The sequence below is a fragment of the Reinekea sp. genome, from assembly GCF_046710285.1.
GTDB lineage: Bacteria > Pseudomonadota > Gammaproteobacteria > Pseudomonadales > Natronospirillaceae > Reinekea.
Genome location: NZ_JBKEGY010000001.1, coordinates 140,117 through 162,938, shown reverse-complemented (window position 1 = coordinate 162,938; position 22,822 = coordinate 140,117). Strand labels below are relative to the sequence as shown.

Annotated in this window: 18 protein-coding genes; 9 read left to right on the top strand and 9 right to left on the bottom strand. The window is 43.8% G+C overall.

What is annotated here, in order from left to right:
• Positions 1 to 451 precede the first annotated feature (451 nt).
• From pflB to pflA, 3 genes are all read left to right on the top strand, one after another.
• Entirely contained in the window at positions 452 to 2,710 is a 2,259-nt protein-coding gene (gene pflB, locus ACI882_RS00770; RefSeq protein ID WP_411746809.1) for a formate C-acetyltransferase, read from the top strand.
• A gap of 100 nt (positions 2,711 to 2,810) precedes the next feature.
• The gene (locus tag ACI882_RS00765; protein ID WP_411745577.1) at positions 2,811 to 5,234 is read left to right on the top strand and encodes a putative bifunctional diguanylate cyclase/phosphodiesterase; all 2,424 of its coding nucleotides are present in this window, start codon (positions 2,811 to 2,813) and stop codon (positions 5,232 to 5,234) included.
• A gap of 74 nt (positions 5,235 to 5,308) precedes the next feature.
• Positions 5,309 to 6,094 carry a pyruvate formate-lyase-activating protein gene (pflA, locus tag ACI882_RS00760; protein ID WP_411745576.1) on the top strand — a complete coding sequence of 262 codons (786 nt, stop codon included), beginning with the start codon at positions 5,309 to 5,311 and terminating at the stop codon, positions 6,092 to 6,094.
• A 256-nt stretch (positions 6,095 to 6,350) separates the two neighbouring features.
• On the opposite strand, the gene ampE is transcribed toward pflA, so the two are convergent.
• Complete coding sequence (gene ampE / locus ACI882_RS00755; protein WP_411745575.1) at positions 6,351 to 7,154, bottom strand: regulatory signaling modulator protein AmpE; 804 nt, start codon at positions 7,152 to 7,154, stop codon at positions 6,351 to 6,353.
• A gap of 160 nt (positions 7,155 to 7,314) precedes the next feature.
• Here ampE and nadC point away from each other — a divergent pair, with 160 nt between their 5' ends.
• Positions 7,315 to 8,169 carry a carboxylating nicotinate-nucleotide diphosphorylase gene (nadC, locus tag ACI882_RS00750; RefSeq protein ID WP_411745574.1) on the top strand — a complete coding sequence of 285 codons (855 nt, stop codon included), beginning with the start codon at positions 7,315 to 7,317 and terminating at the stop codon, positions 8,167 to 8,169.
• 17 nt (positions 8,170 to 8,186) lie between these two features.
• Here the strand turns inward: nadC and ACI882_RS00745 are convergent, their stop codons facing one another.
• From ACI882_RS00745 to ACI882_RS00735, 3 genes are all read right to left on the bottom strand, one after another.
• Positions 8,187 to 8,684, bottom strand: coding sequence for a pilin (locus ACI882_RS00745; protein WP_411745573.1), 498 nt, complete (start codon positions 8,682 to 8,684; stop codon positions 8,187 to 8,189).
• 68 nt (positions 8,685 to 8,752) lie between these two features.
• A complete protein-coding gene (locus ACI882_RS00740) occupies positions 8,753 to 9,814 on the bottom strand; it encodes an O-antigen ligase family protein (protein ID WP_411746333.1) in 1,062 nt (353 codons plus the stop codon).
• A 333-nt stretch (positions 9,815 to 10,147) separates the two neighbouring features.
• Positions 10,148 to 10,633, bottom strand: a complete 486-nt coding sequence (locus ACI882_RS00735; protein ID WP_411746332.1) for a pilin — start codon at positions 10,631 to 10,633, stop codon at positions 10,148 to 10,150.
• 283 nt (positions 10,634 to 10,916) lie between these two features.
• Here ACI882_RS00735 and pilB point away from each other — a divergent pair, with 283 nt between their 5' ends.
• From pilB to yacG, 5 genes are read left to right on the top strand one after another with little or no spacing between them, the layout of a single operon-like run.
• Positions 10,917 to 12,608: a type IV-A pilus assembly ATPase PilB gene (gene pilB, locus ACI882_RS00730; RefSeq protein ID WP_411744515.1), complete on the top strand. Its 1,692-nt coding sequence runs from the start codon at positions 10,917 to 10,919 to the stop codon at positions 12,606 to 12,608.
• Positions 12,609 to 12,623: 15 nt separating this feature from the next.
• Positions 12,624 to 13,844, top strand: a complete 1,221-nt coding sequence (locus tag ACI882_RS00725) for a type II secretion system F family protein (RefSeq protein WP_411744513.1) — start codon at positions 12,624 to 12,626, stop codon at positions 13,842 to 13,844.
• Complete coding sequence (locus ACI882_RS00720; protein WP_411744512.1) at positions 13,844 to 14,725, top strand: prepilin peptidase; 882 nt, start codon at positions 13,844 to 13,846, stop codon at positions 14,723 to 14,725. The genes ACI882_RS00725 and ACI882_RS00720 overlap by 1 nt, the downstream gene beginning before the upstream one ends.
• Positions 14,722 to 15,309, top strand: a complete 588-nt coding sequence (gene coaE / locus ACI882_RS00715) for a dephospho-CoA kinase (protein ID WP_411744511.1) — start codon at positions 14,722 to 14,724, stop codon at positions 15,307 to 15,309. Before ACI882_RS00720 ends, coaE begins: the two co-directional genes overlap by 4 nt.
• Before the next feature lie 21 nt (positions 15,310 to 15,330).
• Positions 15,331 to 15,540: a DNA gyrase inhibitor YacG gene (gene yacG / locus ACI882_RS00710; RefSeq protein WP_411744510.1), complete on the top strand. Its 210-nt coding sequence runs from the start codon at positions 15,331 to 15,333 to the stop codon at positions 15,538 to 15,540.
• A 1-nt stretch (position 15,541) separates the two neighbouring features.
• Here the strand turns inward: yacG and argJ are convergent, their stop codons facing one another.
• The 5 genes from argJ to ftsZ form a co-directional block, all read right to left on the bottom strand.
• A complete protein-coding gene (argJ, locus tag ACI882_RS00705) occupies positions 15,542 to 16,765 on the bottom strand; it encodes a bifunctional glutamate N-acetyltransferase/amino-acid acetyltransferase ArgJ (RefSeq protein WP_411744509.1) in 1,224 nt (407 codons plus the stop codon).
• Positions 16,766 to 16,801: 36 nt separating this feature from the next.
• Entirely contained in the window at positions 16,802 to 19,528 is a 2,727-nt protein-coding gene (gene secA, locus ACI882_RS00700) for a preprotein translocase subunit SecA (RefSeq protein ID WP_411744508.1), read from the bottom strand.
• A 121-nt stretch (positions 19,529 to 19,649) separates the two neighbouring features.
• On the bottom strand, positions 19,650 to 20,570 hold the full coding sequence (locus tag ACI882_RS00695) for a M23 family metallopeptidase (RefSeq protein ID WP_411744507.1): 921 nt from the start codon (positions 20,568 to 20,570) through the stop codon (positions 19,650 to 19,652).
• Between the two features lie 16 nt (positions 20,571 to 20,586).
• Positions 20,587 to 21,495, bottom strand: coding sequence for a UDP-3-O-acyl-N-acetylglucosamine deacetylase (gene lpxC, locus ACI882_RS00690; RefSeq protein ID WP_411744506.1), 909 nt, complete (start codon positions 21,493 to 21,495; stop codon positions 20,587 to 20,589).
• 89 nt (positions 21,496 to 21,584) lie between these two features.
• Positions 21,585 to 22,796 carry a cell division protein FtsZ gene (gene ftsZ / locus ACI882_RS00685; protein WP_411744505.1) on the bottom strand — a complete coding sequence of 404 codons (1,212 nt, stop codon included), beginning with the start codon at positions 22,794 to 22,796 and terminating at the stop codon, positions 21,585 to 21,587.
• Positions 22,797 to 22,822 lie beyond the last annotated feature (26 nt).

The window sequence follows — 22,822 nt, the reverse complement described above, 5'->3', positions numbered from 1 at the left end:
ACCCAAAAATCCAATTACGTAATAAAACTACAAGAAAATACCCCATAGGGGTTAATTTCTTGCGCTAGATCAAGTGTTCAATAAATAGTCGGCCGATAATGGTTACAAATACAAATTTAGGAGGGTATTGAGGCTTTAGACACCAAGACGTTGCATGAGATTTTAGTACTTTTAAACCTTGCAGCCTCGGTCAAAATCTTGACTTAAATCAAAGTGTCTAAGCGGAATGAACTGTACTCTGGCATCACTCTCTCCGGTATGGGTAAAACCATTCTTCACCGGTTTTTCGGGGTTAGCGATCTAGAGGTTGTGTTGGCCTTATCGCTTGTAGAACGAGTCTCCAGTCGTTAACAAGTTCGCTTAACCCCGACTCTTTTCCAGTTCATCTCAGTACTTTCCAAAACGTTTCAAAATGATTTTAATTTTTAGAAACAAGACGGAGAGCTTCTCTATGTACAAAGAAAATGACATCGCAAAAATAAATGCCGCTTGGGATGGTTTTGTCCCAGGTGACTGGAAAGCGAACGTAGATGTTCGTGACTTTATCCAAAAAAACTATATGCCTTATGAAGGTGATTCAGACTTCTTAGCCGGTGCAACTGAACGCACAAAAGATATATGGGCGCAAGTTCTTGAACTTATGAAAGAAGAACGTCGCCTACAAGGTCCATTAGATTTTGATACTGATTTACCTAGTTCAACGACTGCTCACGGTGCTGGTTATATAAACAAAAGTTTAGAACGCATTGTTGGTTTACAAACAGATGCACCACTTAAGCGTGGTATGATTCCAAATGCCGGTATTCGTATGGTCGAAGCTTCCTGTGAAGCATACGGTCGCGAACTAGACCCTACGGTAAAAGACATTTTTACTAAGTATCGTAAAACACACAACGCAGGTGTTTTCGATGGTTATACCCCTGAAATGATGAAGTGTCGTAAAGCAGGTATTATCACCGGACTACCTGATGCCTATGGCCGCGGACGTATCATTGGTGATTATCGTCGTGTTGCTCTATACGGCGTTGAATTTTTAATCGCAGATAAAAAAGCTCAGAAAGCGTCTCTTGATGCTCTAAACATGACCGAAGAAAACATTCGTTTACGTGAAGAGTTATCAGAACAAATTCGTGCCCTTGCCGACATGGTAACCATGGCAAACAACTATGGTTTCGATATTTCTAAGCCAGCGGTAACCTCTCAAGAAGCGGTACAGTGGACCTACTTTGCTTACCTTGCTGCAGTAAAAAGCGAGAACGGCGCTGCCATGAGTTTTGGTCGAGTCTCTACCTTCTTAGATATTTATTTCGAACGCGACATCGCCAGCGGTACTATCACCGAAGAATTTGCACAAGAACTCATTGATGATCTAGTTGTTAAACTTCGTATGGTTCGCTTTTTACGTACGCCAGACTATGATGATTTATTCTCAGGTGATCCTACTTGGGTAACCGAATCTATCGGCGGTATGGGTGAAGATGGTCGTACATTAGTCACCAAGAGCAGCTTCCGCGTACTAAATACTTTATACAATTTAGGCGCAGCTCCAGAACCAAACTTAACGGTTCTTTGGAGCGAAGCAATGCCAAAAGGATTCAAAGACTACTGTTCACAAGTATCTATTGATACCAGTTCTATTCAGTATGAAAACGATGACTTAATGCGCGAAAAGTTTGGCGATGATTACGGCATTGCTTGTTGTGTTTCTGCCATGCGAATTGGTAAGCAAATGCAATTCTTTGGTGCACGCTGTAACTTAGCTAAAACCATGTTGTATGCAATAAACGGTGGCATGGATGAAAAAATAGGCTTGCAGGTCGCTCCTAAAAAAGAAGTGATGCAAGACGAGTATCTAGATTACGATACAGTAATGGCACGCTTTGATGAATACATGCAGTGGGTCGCAGGTGTTTATGTCAACACGCTTAACATTATTCACTTCATGCACGACAAGTACGCCTATGAAGCGCCACAAATGGCACTGCATGATCGCGATGTGTTTCGCACCATGGCTTGTGGTATTGCGGGTCTATCTGTCGTCGCTGACTCATTAAGTGCCATCAAATTCGCGAAAGTTAAAACTATCCGTGATGAAAATGGCTATGTCGTCGATTTCGAAACCGAAGGTGAATACCCTAAGTTTGGCAACAACGATGACCGAGTCGATGTGCTTGCACAACAAATAGTCACGCGTTTTATGGACTTAGTACGTGAAACGCCGACTTATCGCAATTCAACGCCTACTCAGTCTATTTTAACCATTACCTCAAACGTGGTTTATGGTAAGAAAACAGGTAACACGCCTGACGGCCGTAAAGCCGGCGAACCCTTTGCACCAGGTGCTAACCCAATGCACGGACGTGATCAGAAAGGGGCGTTAGCGTCATTGCTTAGCGTTGCTAAACTACCCTATGAAGACGCCGAAGATGGTATCTCTTACACCATGTCATTTGTACCCAGCTCGCTTGGCAAGGACAAGCAAGGCAAGGTTAATAACATGACAGGCGTGTTAGATGGTTACTTTAAGTCAAATGGCCATCACATCAACGTTAACGTGTTAGACCGCGATATGTTGTTAGATGCTATGGAGCATCCAGAGAACTATCCGCAGTTGACTATACGGGTATCGGGTTATGCGGTTAACTTTGTCAAGCTAACGCGTGAGCAGCAGCAAGATGTTGTAAACCGAACCTTCCACGGCAAAATATAGCTTAAAACATAGAATAAACCTCAGGCACCTTCGGGTGCCTTTTTTTTTGGTTATTTTAAGCTATGCTTCTTAGTACAATTCGCTGAGAAAGACCTAATTGTTGAATAAATCAAACACTCGACGCCTACAAATAATACTTATCTTGTGCATTGCTTTGTTGGCCTTGAGCATTGGCTTAGTCTCTGTCGGCAAACAATATAAAGAGCGAGTCAATCAGCAAGCGTCTACAGAGTCGCTACTTTATCTTGAAGAAAGCCTATTATCGTTTATTGCCAACCTGACTCAGATTGGCTATCAAAGCAATTTAGCCAATGCGCAATATCAAGAGTTTGCGGGGGCGGTCGCAAATTTTCCTAATTTAGCAGGCATTACAAATATTTGGCTTATAAACTCGCAAGGCACCTATCTAGATATAAATACCGCCAACCCACATCACGGTTATCTTGCAACCTATGACGATACAGATTTTGCATCCGAGCCAATAAATATTAGCAACACGCCACTGTGGGCATCTTACTTCTTTGGCGCCAATGACAAAGCATATGATGTATTTGTCAAACCTGAAACTGCACTTAGCTTAACCTTAGCCATCCCTTTTATATCAGACGAAGAGCGACGAATTTTAGCCGTTGATCTCGACCTTTCGAAATGGGTAACGTTTGCCAAGCCAAATCAGCAACTATCTATTCGGTTCAACGAACAGCTCATTTGGACCAATGCAGGCGAACCTATTGCAACGAGCATTGAGAGGAGCATTCTAAACAACCCAGAACTCGTTTTACGCAGCGCTGTCGAGGTTGATTATTGGTTATATTTATTACCCATACCGCTTATTGCGCTACTTGTCATTGTTGTTTACGGCATACAAAAACCTATTACCCCTAGCTACAACACTCGAAAATTGGGCCACGATACGGTTGAGGCATTAGACCTACTCATTGTAGAAACAGACCAGCAAGGTGTGATTAACTGGATGAGCCGTGGCGCTTTCGCTAGCCTGAAGACCTTTAACATCAATGAAGGTGATTTACTGCGCAAACACTTAACTAACCATCCGCGAATTGTCAGTTATATACACTCTTCGCTTCAAGGCGAAAAGCTCACCTATCAGTTAGATGAGTCGGGCTATAGCTTCCGGATCAAACAGCAACCCCGACGTGACTCCAATGAACAAATAATTGGTTTAAGTTTTATTATTGAAGATATTACCGCACAAATAGAACTCGAAAATAGCCTTAAGCATCAACAACTTCACGACAAATTAACCAGTCTGCCCAATCGCCAGCTCTTTGAGCAACAGTTGAATCACGATATACATAGAGCAAAACGACGTGACACACCTGTTGCTATTTTGGCTATCGAAATCAATGGCCTTGGAGATATCAACAAAACTTTTGGGCACCAAATGGGAGACAATGCGCTTCAACACATTGCAGCAGCATTGCGGCAAGAGATTCGAGAAGAAGATATGCTGTCTCGTTTTTCCAGTGATGAGTTTTTAGTGATTTGCGACGATTACCAAGACCCGATAGAGTTGCGGGCAATTGCGAATAGGGTTATCAATAGAACCACAACCGAATTTACCATCAATCATCAATCACTAACATTGTCAGCGAACATAGGCATAGCCACCTACCCTCGCGACTCCAAAGATGCCGGTAGCTTAATTAGCAACGCTATTGCGGCCATGCGCCACGCTCGACAAAGTGGTCGGAACACCTTAGATTATTTTTCAACTGAAAACGCCGAAATAGTGCAACGCAAATGGCAGCTAGAACAATCACTGACTAATGCAACTAAGGCACAGAGTTTTGAATTACACTACCAACCTATTTTTGATATCAATACGAGTCGCTGCAAAGGTGCTGAAGCGCTCATCCGTTGGCCAGCAAGTACATTGACGCCCGATCAATTTATCCCGATGGCAGAGCAATCCGGTTTAATGCACAGTATAGGCAGCTGGGTGCTCGAGACCTCTCTACACCAGTTACAGGTGTGGCAAAACACACATCCAAATTTCCAATATATTTCAGTCAATGTTTCGGTGGCACAATTAAATGAGTCCAACTTTATTGAAACGGTTAATTCTATTGTTCAAAAGTACCCATTTAAAGCCGGTTCGGTGGTACTAGAGCTTACCGAGTCAATCATGATGTCGACAAATAACGATATGATGAAAAAACTTAACGCCCTGACGAAAATGGGTTTCAAAATTGCCATCGACGATTTCGGTATGGGTTACTCATCGCTCAGTTATTTAAAATACTTACCAATCGACATGATAAAAATTGATAAAAGCTTCCTCGATGGCGTGCCTAAAGTCAGCTCCAATGTATTGATTTGCGAAGCCATCATTCAAATGTCACGTGCCTTGAATTTGAGAATTGTTGCCGAAGGCATTGAAACCCCAGAGCAGCTGACTTGGCTTGCAGAAAAAGGCGTTTCAACGGCCCAAGGTTTCTTTTTTGCCAAGGCTTTGCCCGCAGACCAATTCGCGACTTTTTTACCTAAGACTGAAAGTTAGCTCGAAATGACCTGCCGCAATACAAATAGGTGTAATTTTGTTACATTATCATCACACCACCGTTGTTGATAACTATGACAAATATTATTCCCACTCTCAACATTCCTAAAATTCATGCCGACGAAATGCTTGGCCGCATTCACTCATTCGAAAGCTTCGGCACCGTTGATGGCCCTGGCACTCGTTACGTCGTTTTTTTACAAGGCTGTTTATTTAAGTGCAAATATTGTCATAACCGAGACACCTGGGACTTAGACGGCGGTACTCTTTATTCAGTGACCGATTTAGTTAGCGAAATATTACCCTACGCCCCCTTTATGGATGCCTCCGGCGGCGGCGTCACCGTAACCGGGGGTGAACCCGTATTACAAGCCCCCTTCGTAGCGTTGCTGTTTGAAAAGCTACAACAACACGGCATTCACACCTGTTTAGATACCAATGGCTACGTAGGCGTTTACAGCAACGAAATAAACCAGATGATCGCCGCGTCCGATTTAATCATGCTCGATATAAAACACATTAACGACGCCAAACATCACGCCTTAGTCGGCGTCTCAAACCAACGTACGCTGCGATTTGCCCGACACCTAGCCGACACCAATCACCCCACTCGAATACGCTACGTAGTCGTCCCCGGTTACTCAGACGCAGACGAAGACATCCACGGCCTAGCCCAATTCATCGCCCCCATGAAAAATGTCCAACACCTAGAACTACTGCCCTACCACAACTTCGGCAACCACAAATGGAAAGCAATGGGCCTAGAATACCCACTAGAAGGGATGCAACCGCCAACGGTTGAAAGGATGGATCATATTCAGGAAGTGTTTGAGGGGTATGGGTTGGTGGTTATTCGGTAGCAGCGAAGCTGCTTAAAAGAAGCTGCAAGCTGCGAGTTTCAAGCTGCAAGTTTTTAGCCGCAAGCTGTCAATAAATTCAAAACATCAAACCACCGCGTCAGCTCAAGCAGCGAGAGAACTACCAAAATAGCGCCGTTCTAATATCTTTTGAACTTGCTGAAAGCTGCCAGCTGACAGCTCTCTGCCCCATCTTTTGAATTTACTTGCAGCTTGCAGCTCGAAACTCGCGGACGCCCAAAGGGCGCCGTTCTTATGTTCAACCTAAAATCAATATAATCGCTAAGCCGACTAACCAGGCATACTGAGAACGGCGTAACAGCGCCATTGATTCTGGTAAGAGTTGCTCTGTTGAGCGTTCGCCGACGGCGGATTTGAGGCAGGTGACTAAGAGGACTCTGTCGTCTCGCTCAAAGTCTTTTACTTGGTTTAACCAGATTGGGAAGCAATGATTGAAGTCACCGACCAAGGCGAGGGTGAAGGTCGTTAGACGTACAGGGATCCAATATAGGGCATGTTTTACGCGGTGAAAAAATACGTCACTTTGCTGATCGTCGTTTAAGGCGGTGCTGATAAGCCAAACTAAAAGCACACCGGGTGCGCCGAAGGTCATAAACCAAAAAATAGCGACAAAGAATCGTTCGAGAAATAAATAGGCTAAGCCGGCTTGTACACCCTCTTCAATAGCTTCATCACCTGGTTCGTACATTTGAGCCGCAAGGCCGAGCTCTTCAACCGCTAACTGCCAGGCGCCTTGGTCGTCTTCAGCTTCTTGCTTACGCGTAAACTCCGCTAACACTTCGGGCTGATCGCCTGTTTTGAAAGACAGCAATAAAATACCCACCGACACAACTAAGGTAACAATGCTGCTTGATACGAACCAAAGCACTACGGCTAATAGCAATGAAGGGATAAGAGCGAATAATACTAGGGTTAACTTAGCGCTCCAACCGCGCTTTTGCAGGAAGTTGCGCCAATCTAGCGCAAGGCCAGTTAAAGGCTCCCCATGGCCGGAAAGACTGATGGATACTAGATAAGCGACGATAATGGCAATAAAATCCATGGGTTGTCCTTGTCGACAATTAGGCTATTAATGTACCGCTTATTAAAGCAGCAAACCAACTGAATTGAAAATGGATAACCGACATTTCCTCTAGCTATCGCCTTTGCCGCTTAAACTAAGTAAACTAGCGCCGTTTTTTAGCCCAAATAGAGTGAAGCCGATGTTTATTTCAGATATGCCTTACGCCAAAACCCTCCGTGACCATCTAGTCCGCACGGTACGTTTTTCGTTAGAAGAAGACATTGGCACAGGCGACATCACCGCTCAACTGATCCCAGAAGACCAGACCGCTAGTGCAACCGTAATAACGCGCGAACACGGCATACTCTGTGGCCGAGAATGGTTCGAAGAAGTCTTTCGCCAAATTGACCCAACACTTGATATAGTCTGGGCCAAACAAGACGGCGACAACATCGCCCCTAATGACAAACTAGTGACCATAAAGGGCAACACCCGCGCAATTTTGACCGCTGAACGCTGTGCGTTAAATTTTCTACAAACCCTAAGCGGCACCGCCACCTTAGCGAACCAATATTCACTCGCGGTCAAAGGCAAAGACATCATTGTATTGGATACCCGCAAAACCGTACCCTGCCTACGCCTAGCGCAAAAATACGCCACCTACGTCGGCGGCTGCCAAAACCACCGTCTAGGCTTGTACGATATGTTCTTAATTAAAGAAAACCACATTGCAGCCTGCGGCGGCATTAAAGAAGCCGTCGCCAAAGCCAAAGAAGTAGCACCCGACAAACGCATCGAAGTAGAAGTAGAAACCTTAGAGCAACTAAAAGAAGCCCTAGAACAGCCAGTAGATGTCATCATGTTAGATAACTTTGATGCCCAGCTCACCGCAGAAGCCATCAAACTCAGCGCACAGCGCGTGAAATTAGAAAGCTCGGGCAATATGGATTTGGAAAAGATTGCTCAGATTATTAATAACCACCCAGACTATGTCTCGGTGGGGAATTTGACTAAGCATGTCACCGCGTTGGATTTGAGTTTGCGGTTGGAGTAAGTCCCAACACTAAGTAGTTAGTCGTCGATAGGGTTTGCGCCATCTGCGAGCAGTATACAGCCATCTGGTAAATATTTTGCAGACCAAGCCGTAGAACTGCCTTTTTCAACTTGGCATGCCCAAATTCCGCTTTGCTCGCGCTCGAGATAAATATTAACACCTATGATAGTATAAGCAGATTGACGTCCAAACTTTACCTTTAACTGCCCATAGCCATCGTTATTTGTATTCCACTCAAGTAATTCTAGGCCATCACCAGGTGTTGGGGTAGCACCATCCGATGAATCTGCAAGGCTAGATCCATGCCAACCAATATCAGTTTCAATAAAACTAAAATCGCCATTATTCACATACATTTCGGCCAATGTTTTTACATGTGAAACTTCACTATAGAGTCGATTAACTTGAGTCCTGGACACATATCCTTGATACTGCGGCAAAGCCAATACTGCTAACACACCAATGATTGCAACAACAATCATCAATTCAATAAGAGTAAAACCTAAGCTCTTCATTTTAAGAATCCATTTCTATGCATTAATATCCATATATTAAATGCAATTTACACACCAAGCATCAATGCTCAATAAATAAATCGCCCCACCAACCAAAATCTAGGGCCAGCATCCATTATAAGAGCATCTTGTCCCATAATATATTGATATGAAAAAAAGGAAAACAACAACAAAAAAAAGATAAGCATTAATACAGATGCTCTTTGAAAGCCGACAGATAAACTAAATTTAAGTTTAGAGTTATAGACTTTCAGATTAGATGATAACTCAATATAAACAACACAAAACATGAGCACCCATAAAAATTGGCTGAGAGGCATCACTATTACTCCGCTAACCAAAGACAAAGCACTCCCTCCAATCAAGGCAAGCAATGTAAAAGGGTAATGTTTCTGAAATTCGAAGTTTATAAGGTGATTTATAGCTCGAGTAAAAAACAACATAGAAAACAACAATACTAGCATGAAGCCGACTAATCCATATTCGAGCAACACTTGAATAATACTATTGTGCGGATGTCCTAGGTTATAAGTAAATCCATTACTAGGATCACTATAAGCCATGCCTCCAATACCGAACAAAGGATATTCTCGCCAAATCAACAAAGCCTCTCTCCAGATAATTGGGCGAGCGCCCACACTTCTTACTAATTCACTTACACTTAACTCGTTCCAAATCAGGCTTGGGATTAGTTCCCACAGAACATAATAGACCACTGCCCCTATAAGCCAGATTAGTATTAAGTGAAAAATCATTTTGATTGATTTGTGCTGCGAGAAAGCAAAGAAAATGAACAGTATTAGAGTTTCAAAAATGAGCACTAACATTAACCCTCGTCCATTTGAGTAGAGCGCAAATGCAATAGTAAAAATAGTTGATAAATACGATGAAACTCGGATTGGTTTGTTTTCATCAAATATAAAAAATATAAATATTGGAAATAGTAAAGCTTGGCATTGGTTAATAAAGCGAACATTATCAAAGCCAACAGCGAGAACTTGTATACTCCAATCAATAGGGCTAAATAGAACGAAAACGTACTGCATTAGCACTAAAATATAGTAAAAAGAAAAAGGGATTATAACTGCGAAAAGAAACCGTCTTATATTTATCATTGATTTGGATTTCACTAATAGATATCCAAATATAATAAGCAAGCTCCAAAGCATTGAATCTAATGTTGTATTAATATTAAACCCGAATAAGCCTCTTATTAATACATATGCAAAAAAAATAAATAGTGAGAGACCAATACTTCTTAAGTCTATAGGGACAAAAATGGGACTGCTGGTTTTGAAAACGGAAACTACAGAAAAAATTGAGAGAAATAACAGCACTAACCACCGTTTATGATCGTAGTAAGTAAACATACTAAAAGATGTCAAGCATATCGCGACAAATAACGTGACAGATAGAAAAAAAGGAAGCAAAGCTTCCTTTTTAGTATTATTAATACGCGACATTTAGCTTGCAGGGCAACCAGCAGGAGCGAAAGAGTGCTTCCAGCCATCATCGCCATCTACTTTACCAGTAATCTGACAGGTCCATACGCCAGCAGCTGTACGTGCTAGCGTCAATGTGGCTGCTGTAACAGCAGCAGAAGAGTTATTACCAGTTACAACCACCAAAGTGCCCAGACCACGATCGGCCGCAGGGAACGAGGCAACTAAACCCGCGGTACCATTAGCCGGGTTAATTAGAGTTGATCCAACCCAACCTAAAGTAGTCGGTGTCATTGGAGTTACAGGTGCTACAGAATCAGTAAAAACACCACGCATAAGCCCTTCTTCAACAGAAGTCTTAAGAGCGTTGACTTCACCAACTACTCGGCTAACCTGGGTGCGAGCAATATAATCTTGATACTGAGGAATAGCGATAGCTGCCAAAATACCGATGATCGCAACAACGATCATTAATTCAATAAGGGTAAAACCTTGTTGCTTCTTCATATTAAATCTCCAAAGATTTTAGTTTTGCGAAATTATAGTTTCCGCGCTTGGTTAATACTAAGCAGAGTTTGTGCCAACTTTAGCACTTCGAATCCTATGGCTTTACAGGCTTCTTTCAATGACCTACCAACACGTTTCAATCTAAATATGGCGATTTGTGACCCATTTGGTCACTTTCCCCTCCTCCAGTTTCGAAAAACCTGTTAACTCAGTAGTAGCCACTATTGATAGTTACGCTATACTCTATCGGTATTCAAAAGTTTAAAGGCAACACTGTATGACAATGTCGTTAGGGGGCTTAGCTCGACGCTTAATAGCAGAAGGTGCTATTAATGAAGACGATGCTATAGAAGCCACTAAAGAAGCAGTTAAAGAAAAGAAGGGCTTTGTGCCCTATTTGGTAGAAAACGACATTGTGGCTGCTCGTAAAATTGCCGAAGTAGCCTCAGATGAGTTTGGTACACCTTACTTCGATTTAGGCGCTTTTGATTTTGAAGTTTACCCTAAAGACTTGGTCGCCAGCTCATTGATCAGCGCGCATCATGCTATTCCTTTGGTAAAGCGCGGAACACGCCTATTTGTGGCGGTCTCCGACCCAACTAACTTAGTGGCTATTGATGAAATTAAATTCCATACCGGCTTAAGTGTTGATGCTGTTTTAGTGGAAGAAGATAAGCTCGCTACCACTATTGAGCGTTTATTAGATGATTCTGACAGTAGTTTTGCAGAGTTTGATGACGATGGTTTAGATGACCTTGATGTAGTTGACACCAACAAAAAAGATGAAGACGATGGTGTTGGAGATGGCAGTGACGATGCTCCTGTGGTGCGCTTTATTAACCAGATGCTGCTATCAGCCATTAAAAAAGGCGCTTCCGATTTACACTTTGAACCTTATGAAAAAAGTTATCGGGTACGTTTCCGTATTGACGGCGTTTTGCAAACAGCCGCGAAGCCACCGCTCGGGTTAGGCCCTAAGATGGCAGCGCGACTAAAAGTCATGTCGAACCTAGACATCTCTGAACGCCGTATACCTCAAGACGGGCGTATCAAGCTGAAAATATCTAAAACCAAAGCGATTGATTTCCGTGTAAACACCTTACCAACCTTATTTGGCGAAAAAATAGTCATGCGTATTTTGGACCCTAGTTCGGCCAAAATGGGCATCGATGCGCTTGGCTATGAAGAAGTGCAAAAACAGCTTTATTTAGAGTGCCTAGACAAGCCTCAGGGGATGATTCTGGTGACTGGGCCAACGGGTTCGGGCAAAACGGTTTCGCTTTATACCGGAATTAATATTTTAAACAAAGAAGGCATTAACATTTCAACGGCTGAAGACCCGGTTGAAATTAACCTTGAAGGCATCAACCAAGTTAACGTAAATAACAAAGTTGGCTTAGATTTTAGCGTTGCGCTGCGGTCCTTCTTGCGTCAAGACCCTGACATAATAATGGTTGGCGAGATTCGAGACTTAGAAACCGCCTCTATTGCCATTAAAGCTGCGCAAACGGGCCACATGGTGATGTCGACGCTACACACCAACAGCGCTGCAGAAACGCTAACGCGAATGATGAACATGGGTGTGCCTTCATTTAACCTGGCAACTACGGTAAACCTAATTATTGCTCAACGACTAGCAAGGCGCTTGTGCAGTAAATGCAAAGAAAAAGCTGAAATACCGGTCGATGTGCTAATGAAAGAAGGCTATTCCGAAGAAGATGCCAAGGCAGCCACTATTTTCAGCCCGAAAGGCTGTGATAGCTGTACTAAGGGTTATAAAGGCCGTGTCGGTATTTATGAAGTAGTTCGCATCACTCCGCCTATCTCCAAGATTATCATGGAGGAAGGCAATGCAATTGAACTAAATGCAGAATTTAAGAAGCAGGGCTTTAACAGCCTTAGACGTTCAGGATTAGTAAAAGCGGCTTCTGGCGTAACCAGCTTAGAAGAAATCAACCGCGTAACCACCGATTAAAGGTAAAAGAGTATTATGGCGACTAAACAAGCCAAGCTTGGGCAATTTAAGTACGAAGGCAAAGACCGTAACGGCAAAACTCGTAGAGGCGAAATTAGCAGCACTAACGCCGCCCTAGCAAAAGCTGAACTACGCAAGCAGGGCGTGACCGTTAAAAAGCTGCAAAAGAAACGCAAAGAGATACAGCTTTTTGGTGGTCAAAAAGTGAAAAGTGAAGATATTTCCATTTTTACACGCCAAATGGCCACCATGATGAAAGCAGGCGTGCCATTAATGCGCTCTTTCGAGATTGTGGCCGAAGGCTTAGAAAATAAGACAATGTCTGAAATCGTACTTAAAATGCGCAATAACGTTGCCGGCGGTGGCGGTTTTGCTGCAGCCTTGCGCGAACAGCCTAAGTATTTTGATGACTTATATTGCGCATTGATTGATTCCGGAGAACAAGCTGGTGCCCTTGAAACCATGCTTGAGCGTGTAGCTATTTATAAAGAAAAATCTGAAAGTGTTAAGAAAAAAGTAAAGGCGGCCATGAAATATCCGGCTACTGTTTTGGGCATTGCAGCTATTGTTACGGTCATCCTTCTACTTAAAGTGGTGCCTACTTTTGCCACCATGTTCCAGAGCTTTGGTGCTGACTTGCCCGTTCCAACACAAGTAGTCCTAGATATGTCTAATTGGCTACAGACTAATGGTATTGTGAGTGCCTTAATTTTGGTGGGCATCGGCATTAGCTTTCAGCAAGCGATGCAACGTTCTACTGCCTTTAAAAATGGCTTCCAACGCATAACGGTAAAGCTGCCGATTTTCGGTCCTATTCTGTACCAGTCCGCAATGGCTCGGTATGCACGTACCCTATCAACAACTTTCGCTGCCGGTGTGCCTCTGGTAAGCGCACTAGAATCTGCCGCAGGTGCTTCCGGCAATATCGTTTATTACGAAGCCATCATGAAAGTTAAAAACGAAGTCGAAACGGGTTCTGAGCTTGCGGGCTCGATGAAAGATACCGGAGTTTTCCCTGCCATGCTCATCCAAATGGTGGCCATCGGTGAACAATCAGGTGCCCTAGACGATATGCTTGGCAAGGCCGCAAATATTTATGAAGAAGAAGTTGATGCACTAGTTGATGGTTTAACCTCAATGATGGAACCATTGATAATGGCTGTGTTAGGTGTAGTCATTGGCGGCTTGATTGTCGCGATGTATCTTCCAATCTTCCAGATGGGTTCGGTTATCTAATGGCATTATTTGATTATTTGGCAACACACTCGGTCGCGTTTATCGCGGCCGTTTTTATCTCAGGGTTACTGGTTGGTAGCTTTTTAAATGTCGTGATTTACCGGTTACCGGTGATGATGCAACATGCGTTTAAACTAGAGATAGCTTTTTTTAACGAAGATGAAAAGCAATATAATACCTTAGAAAACGCTCCGAAGTTTAATTTAGCCACCCCTGATTCTAGCTGCCCACATTGCCAGCATAAAATTCGTTCTTGGGAGAATATCCCGGTTATTAGCTGGCTTTTACTACGTGCTAAATGCTCAAGTTGCAGTAAACCTATATCTGCACGATACCCCACGATTGAATTAGTCAGCGGTGTTTTATCGGCAGTTTCTGCTTGGTATTTTGGATGGGGCATTGAAGCGCTTTCAATTATTATCTTTTTCTGGTTATTGATTGTATTAACCATGATCGATTTTGATCATAAGCTACTCCCTGATTCTATCACCCTACCTTTAATATGGCTTGGGTTATTAATAAATTTAATCTTCCAACCATTTACTAACCTAGAGACCGCCGTCATTGGCGCAGTTGCGGGTTATATGAGCCTTTGGTCGTTGTATTGGGCGTTCAAGCTTATTACCGGCAAAGAAGGCATGGGGTATGGTGACTTCAAGTTGTTTGCAGCCTTTGGCGCTTGGTTTGGTTGGCAGGCACTGCCGCTAATTATCTTACTAAGCTCGTTGGTTGGCGCTGTTGTTGGCATTCTAATGATTGTCATGCTTGGCCGCGATAAACAAATCCCAATTCCTTTTGGTCCTTATTTATGTGGCGCCGCGCTGGTGTATGTATTTTGGGGCGAAAGCATAATGAATTGGTATTTAGGTGTCGCCTTTTGATTATAGGATTAACCGGCGGCATCGCTTCTGGTAAGAGTACAGCGTTAAAGCTGTTTGAAGCCTTAAACGTCCCTTATGTCGATGCTGACATAGTAGCTCGTGAAGTAGTTGAGCCAGGCTCTACTGCTTTGGCTAGCATTATTGACCGTTTTGGCGACGCTATTTTATTGCCTAACGGCAAGTTAGACCGCCCAGCGCTAAGACAAGCTATATTCTCTAACCTAGAACATAAACAATGGTTAGAAGCTTTACTACACCCTCTAATACGGGAAAGTATGATTACTCAGTTAAATAGCTTTGAGGCTCCCTACTGCTTACTGGTGGCTCCGCTCCTGTTCGAAAATGGACTAGAGAGTTATTGTGAAAAAACAGTGACCTTGGATATCCCAGAAGAATTACAACTTGAGCGTGCTTTAAAGCGTGATGGCTCAAGCCTAGATACGCTTAAAAGCATTATTGCCAGCCAATGGAGTCGCCAACAGCGACTTGATAAAGCTGACTACATTCTAGATAATTCACGCGATAACGCCTATTTAGCAACTCAAGTGACAGCAATGCATCACTTACTGCTATTGCAATCTTAATCTCGTTTTTTAGAGCTTTTAATGAACATGACAGAATACAATTGCCCAACCTGCAAAAAGAAGACAATTTACTCGAAAGAGAACCCTTTCAGGCCATTTTGTTGTGAACGTTGTAAGTTGATAGATTTAGGTGAATGGGCGACTGAGAGCCATTCAATTGCAGGGAAAAGTGTTGCAGAAGAGATGTTCTCGGAAGATTTCGAGAACATTAGCTTAAAAGACCAACATTAGGTTAACTGCGGTATTCCGCATTAATTTTGATGTATTCGTATGATAAATCTGAAGTCCAAACGGTTTCGCTGACATCACCTCGATTCAACTCTATACGCACAAGAATCTCTTCTTCGGCGACGACAGCAGCCCCTGCCGCTTCGGTGTAGGTTTTGCAGCGCTGGCCATTTTCGACAATTTGAACATCGCCCAAATAAACATCTATGTTATCGACATCAAGCTCCGCTACACCACTCTTACCAACGGCCATTAAAATTCGACCCCAGTTCGCATCTGACGCAGTCATGGCTGTTTTAAACAGCGGGCTTTCAGCGACGGCATAGGCTATCTTTAAAGCGTTCTCGCTGTTGTCGCTGTGATTAACTTGAACACTAATGAACTTTTTAGCGCCTTCGCCATCTCGAATAATTTGTTGTGCTAACGACAGCATCACTTCGGTGACTGTTTTCAGTAAGTACCCGTAAAGCGGATTCGACTCATCTTCTACACGCGTTACATTGGCTTTGCCCGTGGCAATAGCTACGCAAGCATCGTTTGTAGAGGTGTCGCTGTCGACCGTAATACGGTTAAACGACTTTTCCGCGGCTATTGCGGTAATTTTTTGCATCAATTCTTGAGTAACAGGGGCATCGGTGGCGATAAAGGCAAGCATAGTCGCCATATTTGGCTTGATCATGCCGGAGCCTTTGGAAATACCTGTTACCGTGATGGTTTCGTCTTCAAATTCAAATTGCCGACTGGCACCTTTTTCCCGGGTATCAGTGGTCATAATACCCGTTGCGGCTTCCGTCCAATTGTCGGTTGTTAGGGTTGCTAGTGCATCGGGTATTCCCGATATAAGCGAAGACATAGGTAAGTATTCACCTATAACACCCGTCGAGAACGGTAATACCTGCTCTGGGTTTACGCTGCGCTTTCCCGCTAAACGCGAACAAGTTTCCTGCGCATCTTCTATGCCTTGCTTACCAGTACCGGCATTGGCATTGCCCGTGTTAATAACAAGAAAGCGAGTTTCTTGGCCAGACGCAATGTTGGCTTTTGCAACATGAACCGGGGCCGCACAGAAGGCATTCTGAGTAAAAACTGCGCCAACTGAAGAGCCGGGTGCTATTTCAAAAACCACCAAGTCTCGGTGGTTTTCTTTCTTAATGCCAGCACAAGCAACACCGATGCTAACACCCGATATCGGTAATAATGTTTCTTGAATACCCGGTCCAACTGCCATTTAAAACTCCAACCAAAATGTTAACCCGAACGGCAGTTAAGCTAACTTACCGTGACATTGCTTGTATTTTTTACCTGATCCACATGGGCACGGCTCGTTACGACCTACTTTTTGGCTGGCGCGCACGGGTGCTTGTTTATCAGCATTAGGCTGTTTATCTTGGTTTTCACCTTCAGCTAATGCAGAAGTTTGGGCATGCTCATACTTCATACGTGCTTTGGCTGCTTCTTGGCGGCGTCGAGCATCTTCTTCGGCTTCTTCTGGCGAACGAACTTGAACCATACTTAGGTACTTAATGGTTTGGTACTTTACTTCGCTTAGCATGGCTTGGAATAGCTCAAACGACTCGCGCTTGTATTCTTGCTTAGGGTTCTTTTGTGCATATCCACGTAAGTGAATACCTTGGCGCAAGTGGTCCATGTTATATAAGTGCTCTTTCCAATGCTGGTCAAGAACTTGCAACATGACTTGCTTTTCAAAACGACGGAAGTTTTCAGAACCAACTACGGCTTCTTTGGCTTCATTGGCCTCAACTAACGATTCAAGAATTTTAGCGCGAAGCCCATCTTCTGCTAAGTGATCATCAGCCTCTAGCCATGCTTGTATGGTTAGCTTAGCGCCTAGTTCGCGTTCAAATTCTTTCTCTAGACCTTCAATATCCCATTGTTCTGGTATTGAATGTGGTGGAATGTAAGCGCCAACTAGCTGATCAACTACGTCACCACGAATCTTCTTAATAATGTCGCCAATATCTTCGGCCATCATTAATTCGTCGCGTTGAGTGTAAACAACGGTACGTTGATCGTTTGCAACATCATCGTATTCAAGTAGTTGCTTACGGATATCAAAGTTACGGTTTTCTACTTTACGCTGAGCTTTTTCAATGGCGTTTGAAACCATTTTAGCTTCAATCGGCTCTCCTGCATCCATCCCTAGCTTACTAAACATAGCCTTCATGTTAGGTGGCATAAAGATACGCATAAGGTTGTCATCTAAAGACAAGTAAAAACGCGAAGAACCTGGATCGCCCTGACGACCGGCTCGACCTCGTAGCTGGTTATCAATACGTCGACTTTCATGACGCTCGGTACCGAGAATAGCGAGACCACCTGAGTCTTTAACGGCCTGCTGACGGATAGCCCAAGTTTCTTTAGTTGCTTGAATTTCGGATTCGCTCGGGTCTTTTAGATTGGCTATCTCAGCGTCTAAGTTACCGCCTAACACGATATCTGTACCACGGCCGGCCATGTTCGTTGCAATGGTTACTGAACCGGGCATACCCGCTTGCGCAATAATTTGTGCTTCGCTGTCGTGTTGTTTAGCGTTAAGTACATTGTGTTTCACTTTCGCTTTTTTAAGGGCGTCTGAAATTCGTTCAGAGGCTTCAACTGAAGCGGTACCAACAAGCACAGGCCGCTTAGCTTCAACAACTTTTTTAATTTCTTCAATAACCGCTAAGTATTTGTCGTTTTCGTTTAGAAACACCAGATCGTTTTCATCTTTTCGTGAAATCTCGCGGTTCGTTGGAATAACAACAACGTCTAAGCCGTAAATTTCACGAAGCTCAAACGCTTCTGTATCGGCGGTGCCGGTCATACCCGAAAGCTTGCCGTACAAACGGAAATAGTTCTGGAAGGTAGTAGAGGCTAACGTTTGGTTTTCTTTTTGGACATCTAAATGTTCTTTAGCTTCAACAGCCTGGTGTAAACCTTCGCTCCAACGTCGGCCCGGCATCGTTCGGCCGGTATGCTCATCAATAATAACCACTTGATTATCTTGTATGAGGTATTCAACGTCTTTTTGGAAAAGGTGGTGTGCACGAATGGCGGCCATAATGTGATGAAATAAAATCAGGTTACTAGGCGCATATAGGCTTTCGCCTTCCGGTAACAACCCTGCTTCTGTTAGCAACTGCTCTACATGCTCATGACCAATTTCAGTCAATTCTACACTGCGCTGCTTTTCGTCAATAGTGAAGTCACCGGGTACGGCGGGTTCGCCTTCTGTTTCTTCATAGCCACGCGTTAAACTTGGCACTAGCTTGTTTATTTCGATGTAACGGGCGCTTGAGTCTTCAGCTGCCCCAGAAATAATTAACGGAGTTCTGGCTTCATCAATTAAAATTGAGTCTACTTCATCGACAATAGCGAATGCGTGGCCACGTTGTGCTTTTTCTTCGATACTAAACGCCATGTTGTCACGTAGGTAATCGAAGCCAAACTCGTTGTTGGTGCCGTAAGTGATATCAGCTTGGTAAGCCTGTCGCTTGACTATCGGGTCTTGCTGCCCAATAACGATACCAACAGATAAACCTAATGCATTAAATAATGGCTCCATCCACTTAGCATCACGCTCGGCTAGATAATCGTTCACGGTAATCACGTGAACACCTTTGGCAGGGATAGCATTAAGGTAGGCGGCTAACGTGGCAACTAAGGTTTTACCCTCACCTGTTTTCATTTCAGAAACTTTGCCATGGTGCAGTACCATGCCGCCGATCATCTGAACATCGAAATGACGTAGACCTAGCGTTCTTTTACTGGCTTCACGCACTAATGCAAAGGCTTCACAGAGTAAGTCTTCTAGGGTTGCGCCATTTTGGAAACGCTCTCGGAATTCAAGCGTTTTCGCTTTAATATCATCGTCAGAAAGCGCCTCGAATTCGGGTTCAAGAGCATTAATGCTCAGCACAATCTTGTTCAGTCTTTTAACTTCGCGATCGTTCTTACTTCCGATCACCTTTCGAGCAATTGAGGTAAACATAGCAGCCAAATTCTGTAGTAATTTCAGTAGGTTATTGTTGGGGCTAACTATACAGATAGCAAGGGGCTATGTCTTTGGAATTATCAGGAAAAGTTGGCTTTTGCCAACTAGGTATACTTACTTAGAAGCGCGCAACACGATCGATGTATTTGGCGGGATCGACAGACTTACCTTGCAATAGCACTTCGAAATGCACGTGAGGGCCTGTTGAGCGACCTGTAGAGCCCATTAAGGCTATAACATCGGCCTTCTTAATAACATCGCCAACCTCAACTAACACTTCTTTGGCGTGAGCATAGCGTGTGACGTATCCATTACCGTGATTTATCTCTACGAGGTTACCGTAACCATAGCGCTCACCCGCCCAAGTAACGACTCCGGATGCAACTGAAACAATAGTAGAGCCGTCTTTGCCAGCAAAATCGACGCCGTCATGCCAAGCCAAATTACCGTTAAATGGATCATTTCGGTAGCCATAGCGTGAACTCATCCAACCCTTGCTAATAGGCCGTCCGGCTACAAATGTTTCGCTTTGAATTTTACGATCGCCAAGCAGCGAGTTAAGTACACGTAACTGTTGCTCTCGGTTTTCTATTTGAAGACCAAGCTCATTAAGTACATCTACAAAATCGGGTGGATTTGCTTCTACTGAACTAGATTCTGGCCCACCGACTGCGGGGGGCATGGAAAAATCAAATTCGCCTTCGTCTAGGTTGGCTACATCAACCAAACGCTCACCAAGTGCGTCTATTCGAGTTAACCGAGCTTGCAGCTCAGCCAAACGAATACGCAATGCGTTGATTTGTTCTTCGGTGTAAATCTGGGTTTTTTCTAATTCAATCGCTTGCAGCTTTACTCTATCGGCCCAAGCGTTTGCTGCTTGGGAGTCGATAATAACAATTTCATCTGGTGCAAATAGACGATAGCCACCATAACCTAGTGCAGATACCATTACCAAGACGAACAAAAACACAGGCGCCAACAGCCATGAAGAGACCATTCTAGAGCGACCATGTTTACGACTGACGATAATAATATTCATTTACAACTATACCTAATCAAATGACTGGGGCATAAGCAATGGGTAATTGCTCAACCTCATTGTTTTCAAAGGTAGCATACTCCCAGCAATCTGGCTTAGAGAGTAATTCACGTAACAACAGATTATTTAGGCCATGGCCTGATTTATAACCCACAAACCGACCTATTAAGCTGTGTCCTAATAAGTATAGATCACCGACTGCGTCAAGGATTTTATGCTTTACGAATTCATCTTCGTAGCGCAAGCCATCTTCATTAAGCACTCGATAATCATCGACCGCAATTGCGTTCTTTACGCTTGCACCAAGCGCCAAGTTATTGGCTCTTAAATACTCAAAATCACGCATAAAGCCAAAGGTTCGGGCGCGAGCCACTTCTTTGACGAATCCGGAGGTAGAAAATTCGAATTGCGCGTGCTGCGTTCGATTTTTAAATACTGGATGGTCAAAATCGATTGTAAAATCTATGTTAAAACCGCTATAGGGCTCAAAACGGGCGATTTTGTCGCCATCTTGAACACTGACCGTCTTAAGTATTCGGATAAATTTCTTAGGTTTGTCTTGCTCAACAATCCCTGCTGATTGCAATAAAAAGACAAAAGGGCCGGCACTGCCATCCATAATAGGAATTTCAGCAGCGCTGACTTCAATATAGGCATTATCAATACCTAAGCCAGCACACGCAGACAGTAAATGTTCGACCGTGTCGATGCTTGAATCACCGTTAACCAAAGTCGTAGACAGGGTTGTATCGCCCACATTCAGGGCATGAGCGCGTATTTCGACTGGTTTTTCTAAGTCAGTTCTAACAAATACGATCCCTGTCTCAACCGGAGCAGGTTTTAATGTAAGATACACTTTTTGACCGGAGTGAAGACCCACTCCAGTCGCCTTAATTGTGTTCTTTAAAGTTCTTTGATTAACCATTACGTGACTCGTAACCACACTTATAGATTCACTAGCCCTGTATTCTAACAGAACAAGCTCCTCGAACAAAAGTAACCGGCCAGATAAAATTAATCGGCTTGTCGGCGCAAGAAAGCTGGAATATCAAGATAGTCCAAATCTTTCGCGCCTTTAACAGGCTTTTCATCTCTATTACTGGTCGCTGAAGAAGCTGCAGCATCCATTGAACGACTAATCGTCGGACGCTCCAATTTCTTATAGTCTACACTACCGTCAGCTTTACGAGTGTTATCTACCGCAACTTTAGGCTTATTAATTGTTGCTGGCTGCGCTTCGCCAATACCTGTGGCTACGACAGTTACTCGGATCTCATCGCCCAACTCTGGGTCAATTACAGTACCGACAACCACGGTCGCATCTTCAGAGGCAAAGTCTTCAATCGTCATACCGACTTCACTAAACTCGTCTAAGCCTAGATCAACTCCAGCAGAAACGTTAACTAAAATGCCTTTTGCGCCATATAGATCAACATCCTCTAATAATGGGCTTCTTATAGCCATTTCAGCAGCACGCTGCGCTCGGTTTTCACCAGAAGCGCGACCAGAGCCCATCATCGCCATACCCATTTCAGACATTACTGTGCGCACGTCGGCGAAGTCTAAGTTGATGGTACCAGGACGAACAATGAGATCAGCGACACCCTGAACTGCATTTAACAGAACGTTGTTAGCTTCTGCAAACGCATCAACCAGTGTGACTTTTTTACCTAGCACTGACAATAGCTTTTCATTGGGAATAGTAATCAATGAATCAACGTGTTGGCGCAATTCATCAAGCCCTTCATTCGCAATTTTCATCCGGCGCTTGCCTTCAAAAGGAAATGGCTTGGTGACAACGGCCACGGTTAAAATACCCAATTCTTTAGCGATTTCAGCAACAACCGGTGCAGCGCCCGTGCCTGTACCACCACCCATTCCGGCGGTAATAAAGACCATATCTGCGCCTTTCATAATTTCTGCGATTTTTTCACGATCCTCTAGTGCAGATTGGCGACCAATTTCTGGGTTCGCGCCTGCGCCTAGCCCGCGTGTAATTGTTTGTCCAAGCTGCACCTGTATTTCAGCATTGACACTGCGAAGCGCTTGAGCATCTGTGTTCGCACAAATAAACTCAACCCCTTCAACTCGGGATTCAAGCATGTGCTTAACAGCGTTACCGCCGCCACCGCCACAACCAAATACTTTAATAACCGCACTTTGTGGTTGATCATCTACCAAGGTAAATAGATCACCGCTCTTGGTTTCATTTTCAAATTGAGACATATCCTACTCCTTACTATTATTTTAAG

What these genes read in the sequence shown, in the direction of transcription:
- nadC (WP_411745574.1), top strand. Translation starts at nt 7,315, where the DNA reads ATGTTTATTTCAGATATGCCTTACGCCAAAACCCTCCGTGACCATCTA.
- ACI882_RS00720 (WP_411744512.1), top strand. Translation starts at nt 13,844, where the DNA reads ATGGCATTATTTGATTATTTGGCAACACACTCGGTCGCGTTTATCGCG.
- ACI882_RS00725 (WP_411744513.1), top strand. Translation starts at nt 12,624, where the DNA reads ATGGCGACTAAACAAGCCAAGCTTGGGCAATTTAAGTACGAAGGCAAA.
- ampE (WP_411745575.1), bottom strand. Translation starts at nt 7,154, where the DNA reads ATGGATTTTATTGCCATTATCGTCGCTTATCTAGTATCCATCAGTCTT.
- pflA (WP_411745576.1), top strand. Translation starts at nt 5,309, where the DNA reads ATGACAAATATTATTCCCACTCTCAACATTCCTAAAATTCATGCCGAC.
- pilB (WP_411744515.1), top strand. Translation starts at nt 10,917, where the DNA reads ATGTCGTTAGGGGGCTTAGCTCGACGCTTAATAGCAGAAGGTGCTATT.
- pflB (WP_411746809.1), top strand. Translation starts at nt 452, where the DNA reads ATGTACAAAGAAAATGACATCGCAAAAATAAATGCCGCTTGGGATGGT.
- lpxC (WP_411744506.1), bottom strand. Translation starts at nt 21,495, where the DNA reads ATGGTTAATCAAAGAACTTTAAAGAACACAATTAAGGCGACTGGAGTG.
- ACI882_RS00745 (WP_411745573.1), bottom strand. Translation starts at nt 8,684, where the DNA reads ATGAAGAGCTTAGGTTTTACTCTTATTGAATTGATGATTGTTGTTGCA.
- ACI882_RS00735 (WP_411746332.1), bottom strand. Translation starts at nt 10,633, where the DNA reads ATGAAGAAGCAACAAGGTTTTACCCTTATTGAATTAATGATCGTTGTT.
- ACI882_RS00695 (WP_411744507.1), bottom strand. Translation starts at nt 20,570, where the DNA reads ATGAATATTATTATCGTCAGTCGTAAACATGGTCGCTCTAGAATGGTC.
- ftsZ (WP_411744505.1), bottom strand. Translation starts at nt 22,796, where the DNA reads ATGTCTCAATTTGAAAATGAAACCAAGAGCGGTGATCTATTTACCTTG.
- yacG (WP_411744510.1), top strand. Translation starts at nt 15,331, where the DNA reads ATGAACATGACAGAATACAATTGCCCAACCTGCAAAAAGAAGACAATT.
- argJ (WP_411744509.1), bottom strand. Translation starts at nt 16,765, where the DNA reads ATGGCAGTTGGACCGGGTATTCAAGAAACATTATTACCGATATCGGGT.
- secA (WP_411744508.1), bottom strand. Translation starts at nt 19,528, where the DNA reads ATGTTTACCTCAATTGCTCGAAAGGTGATCGGAAGTAAGAACGATCGC.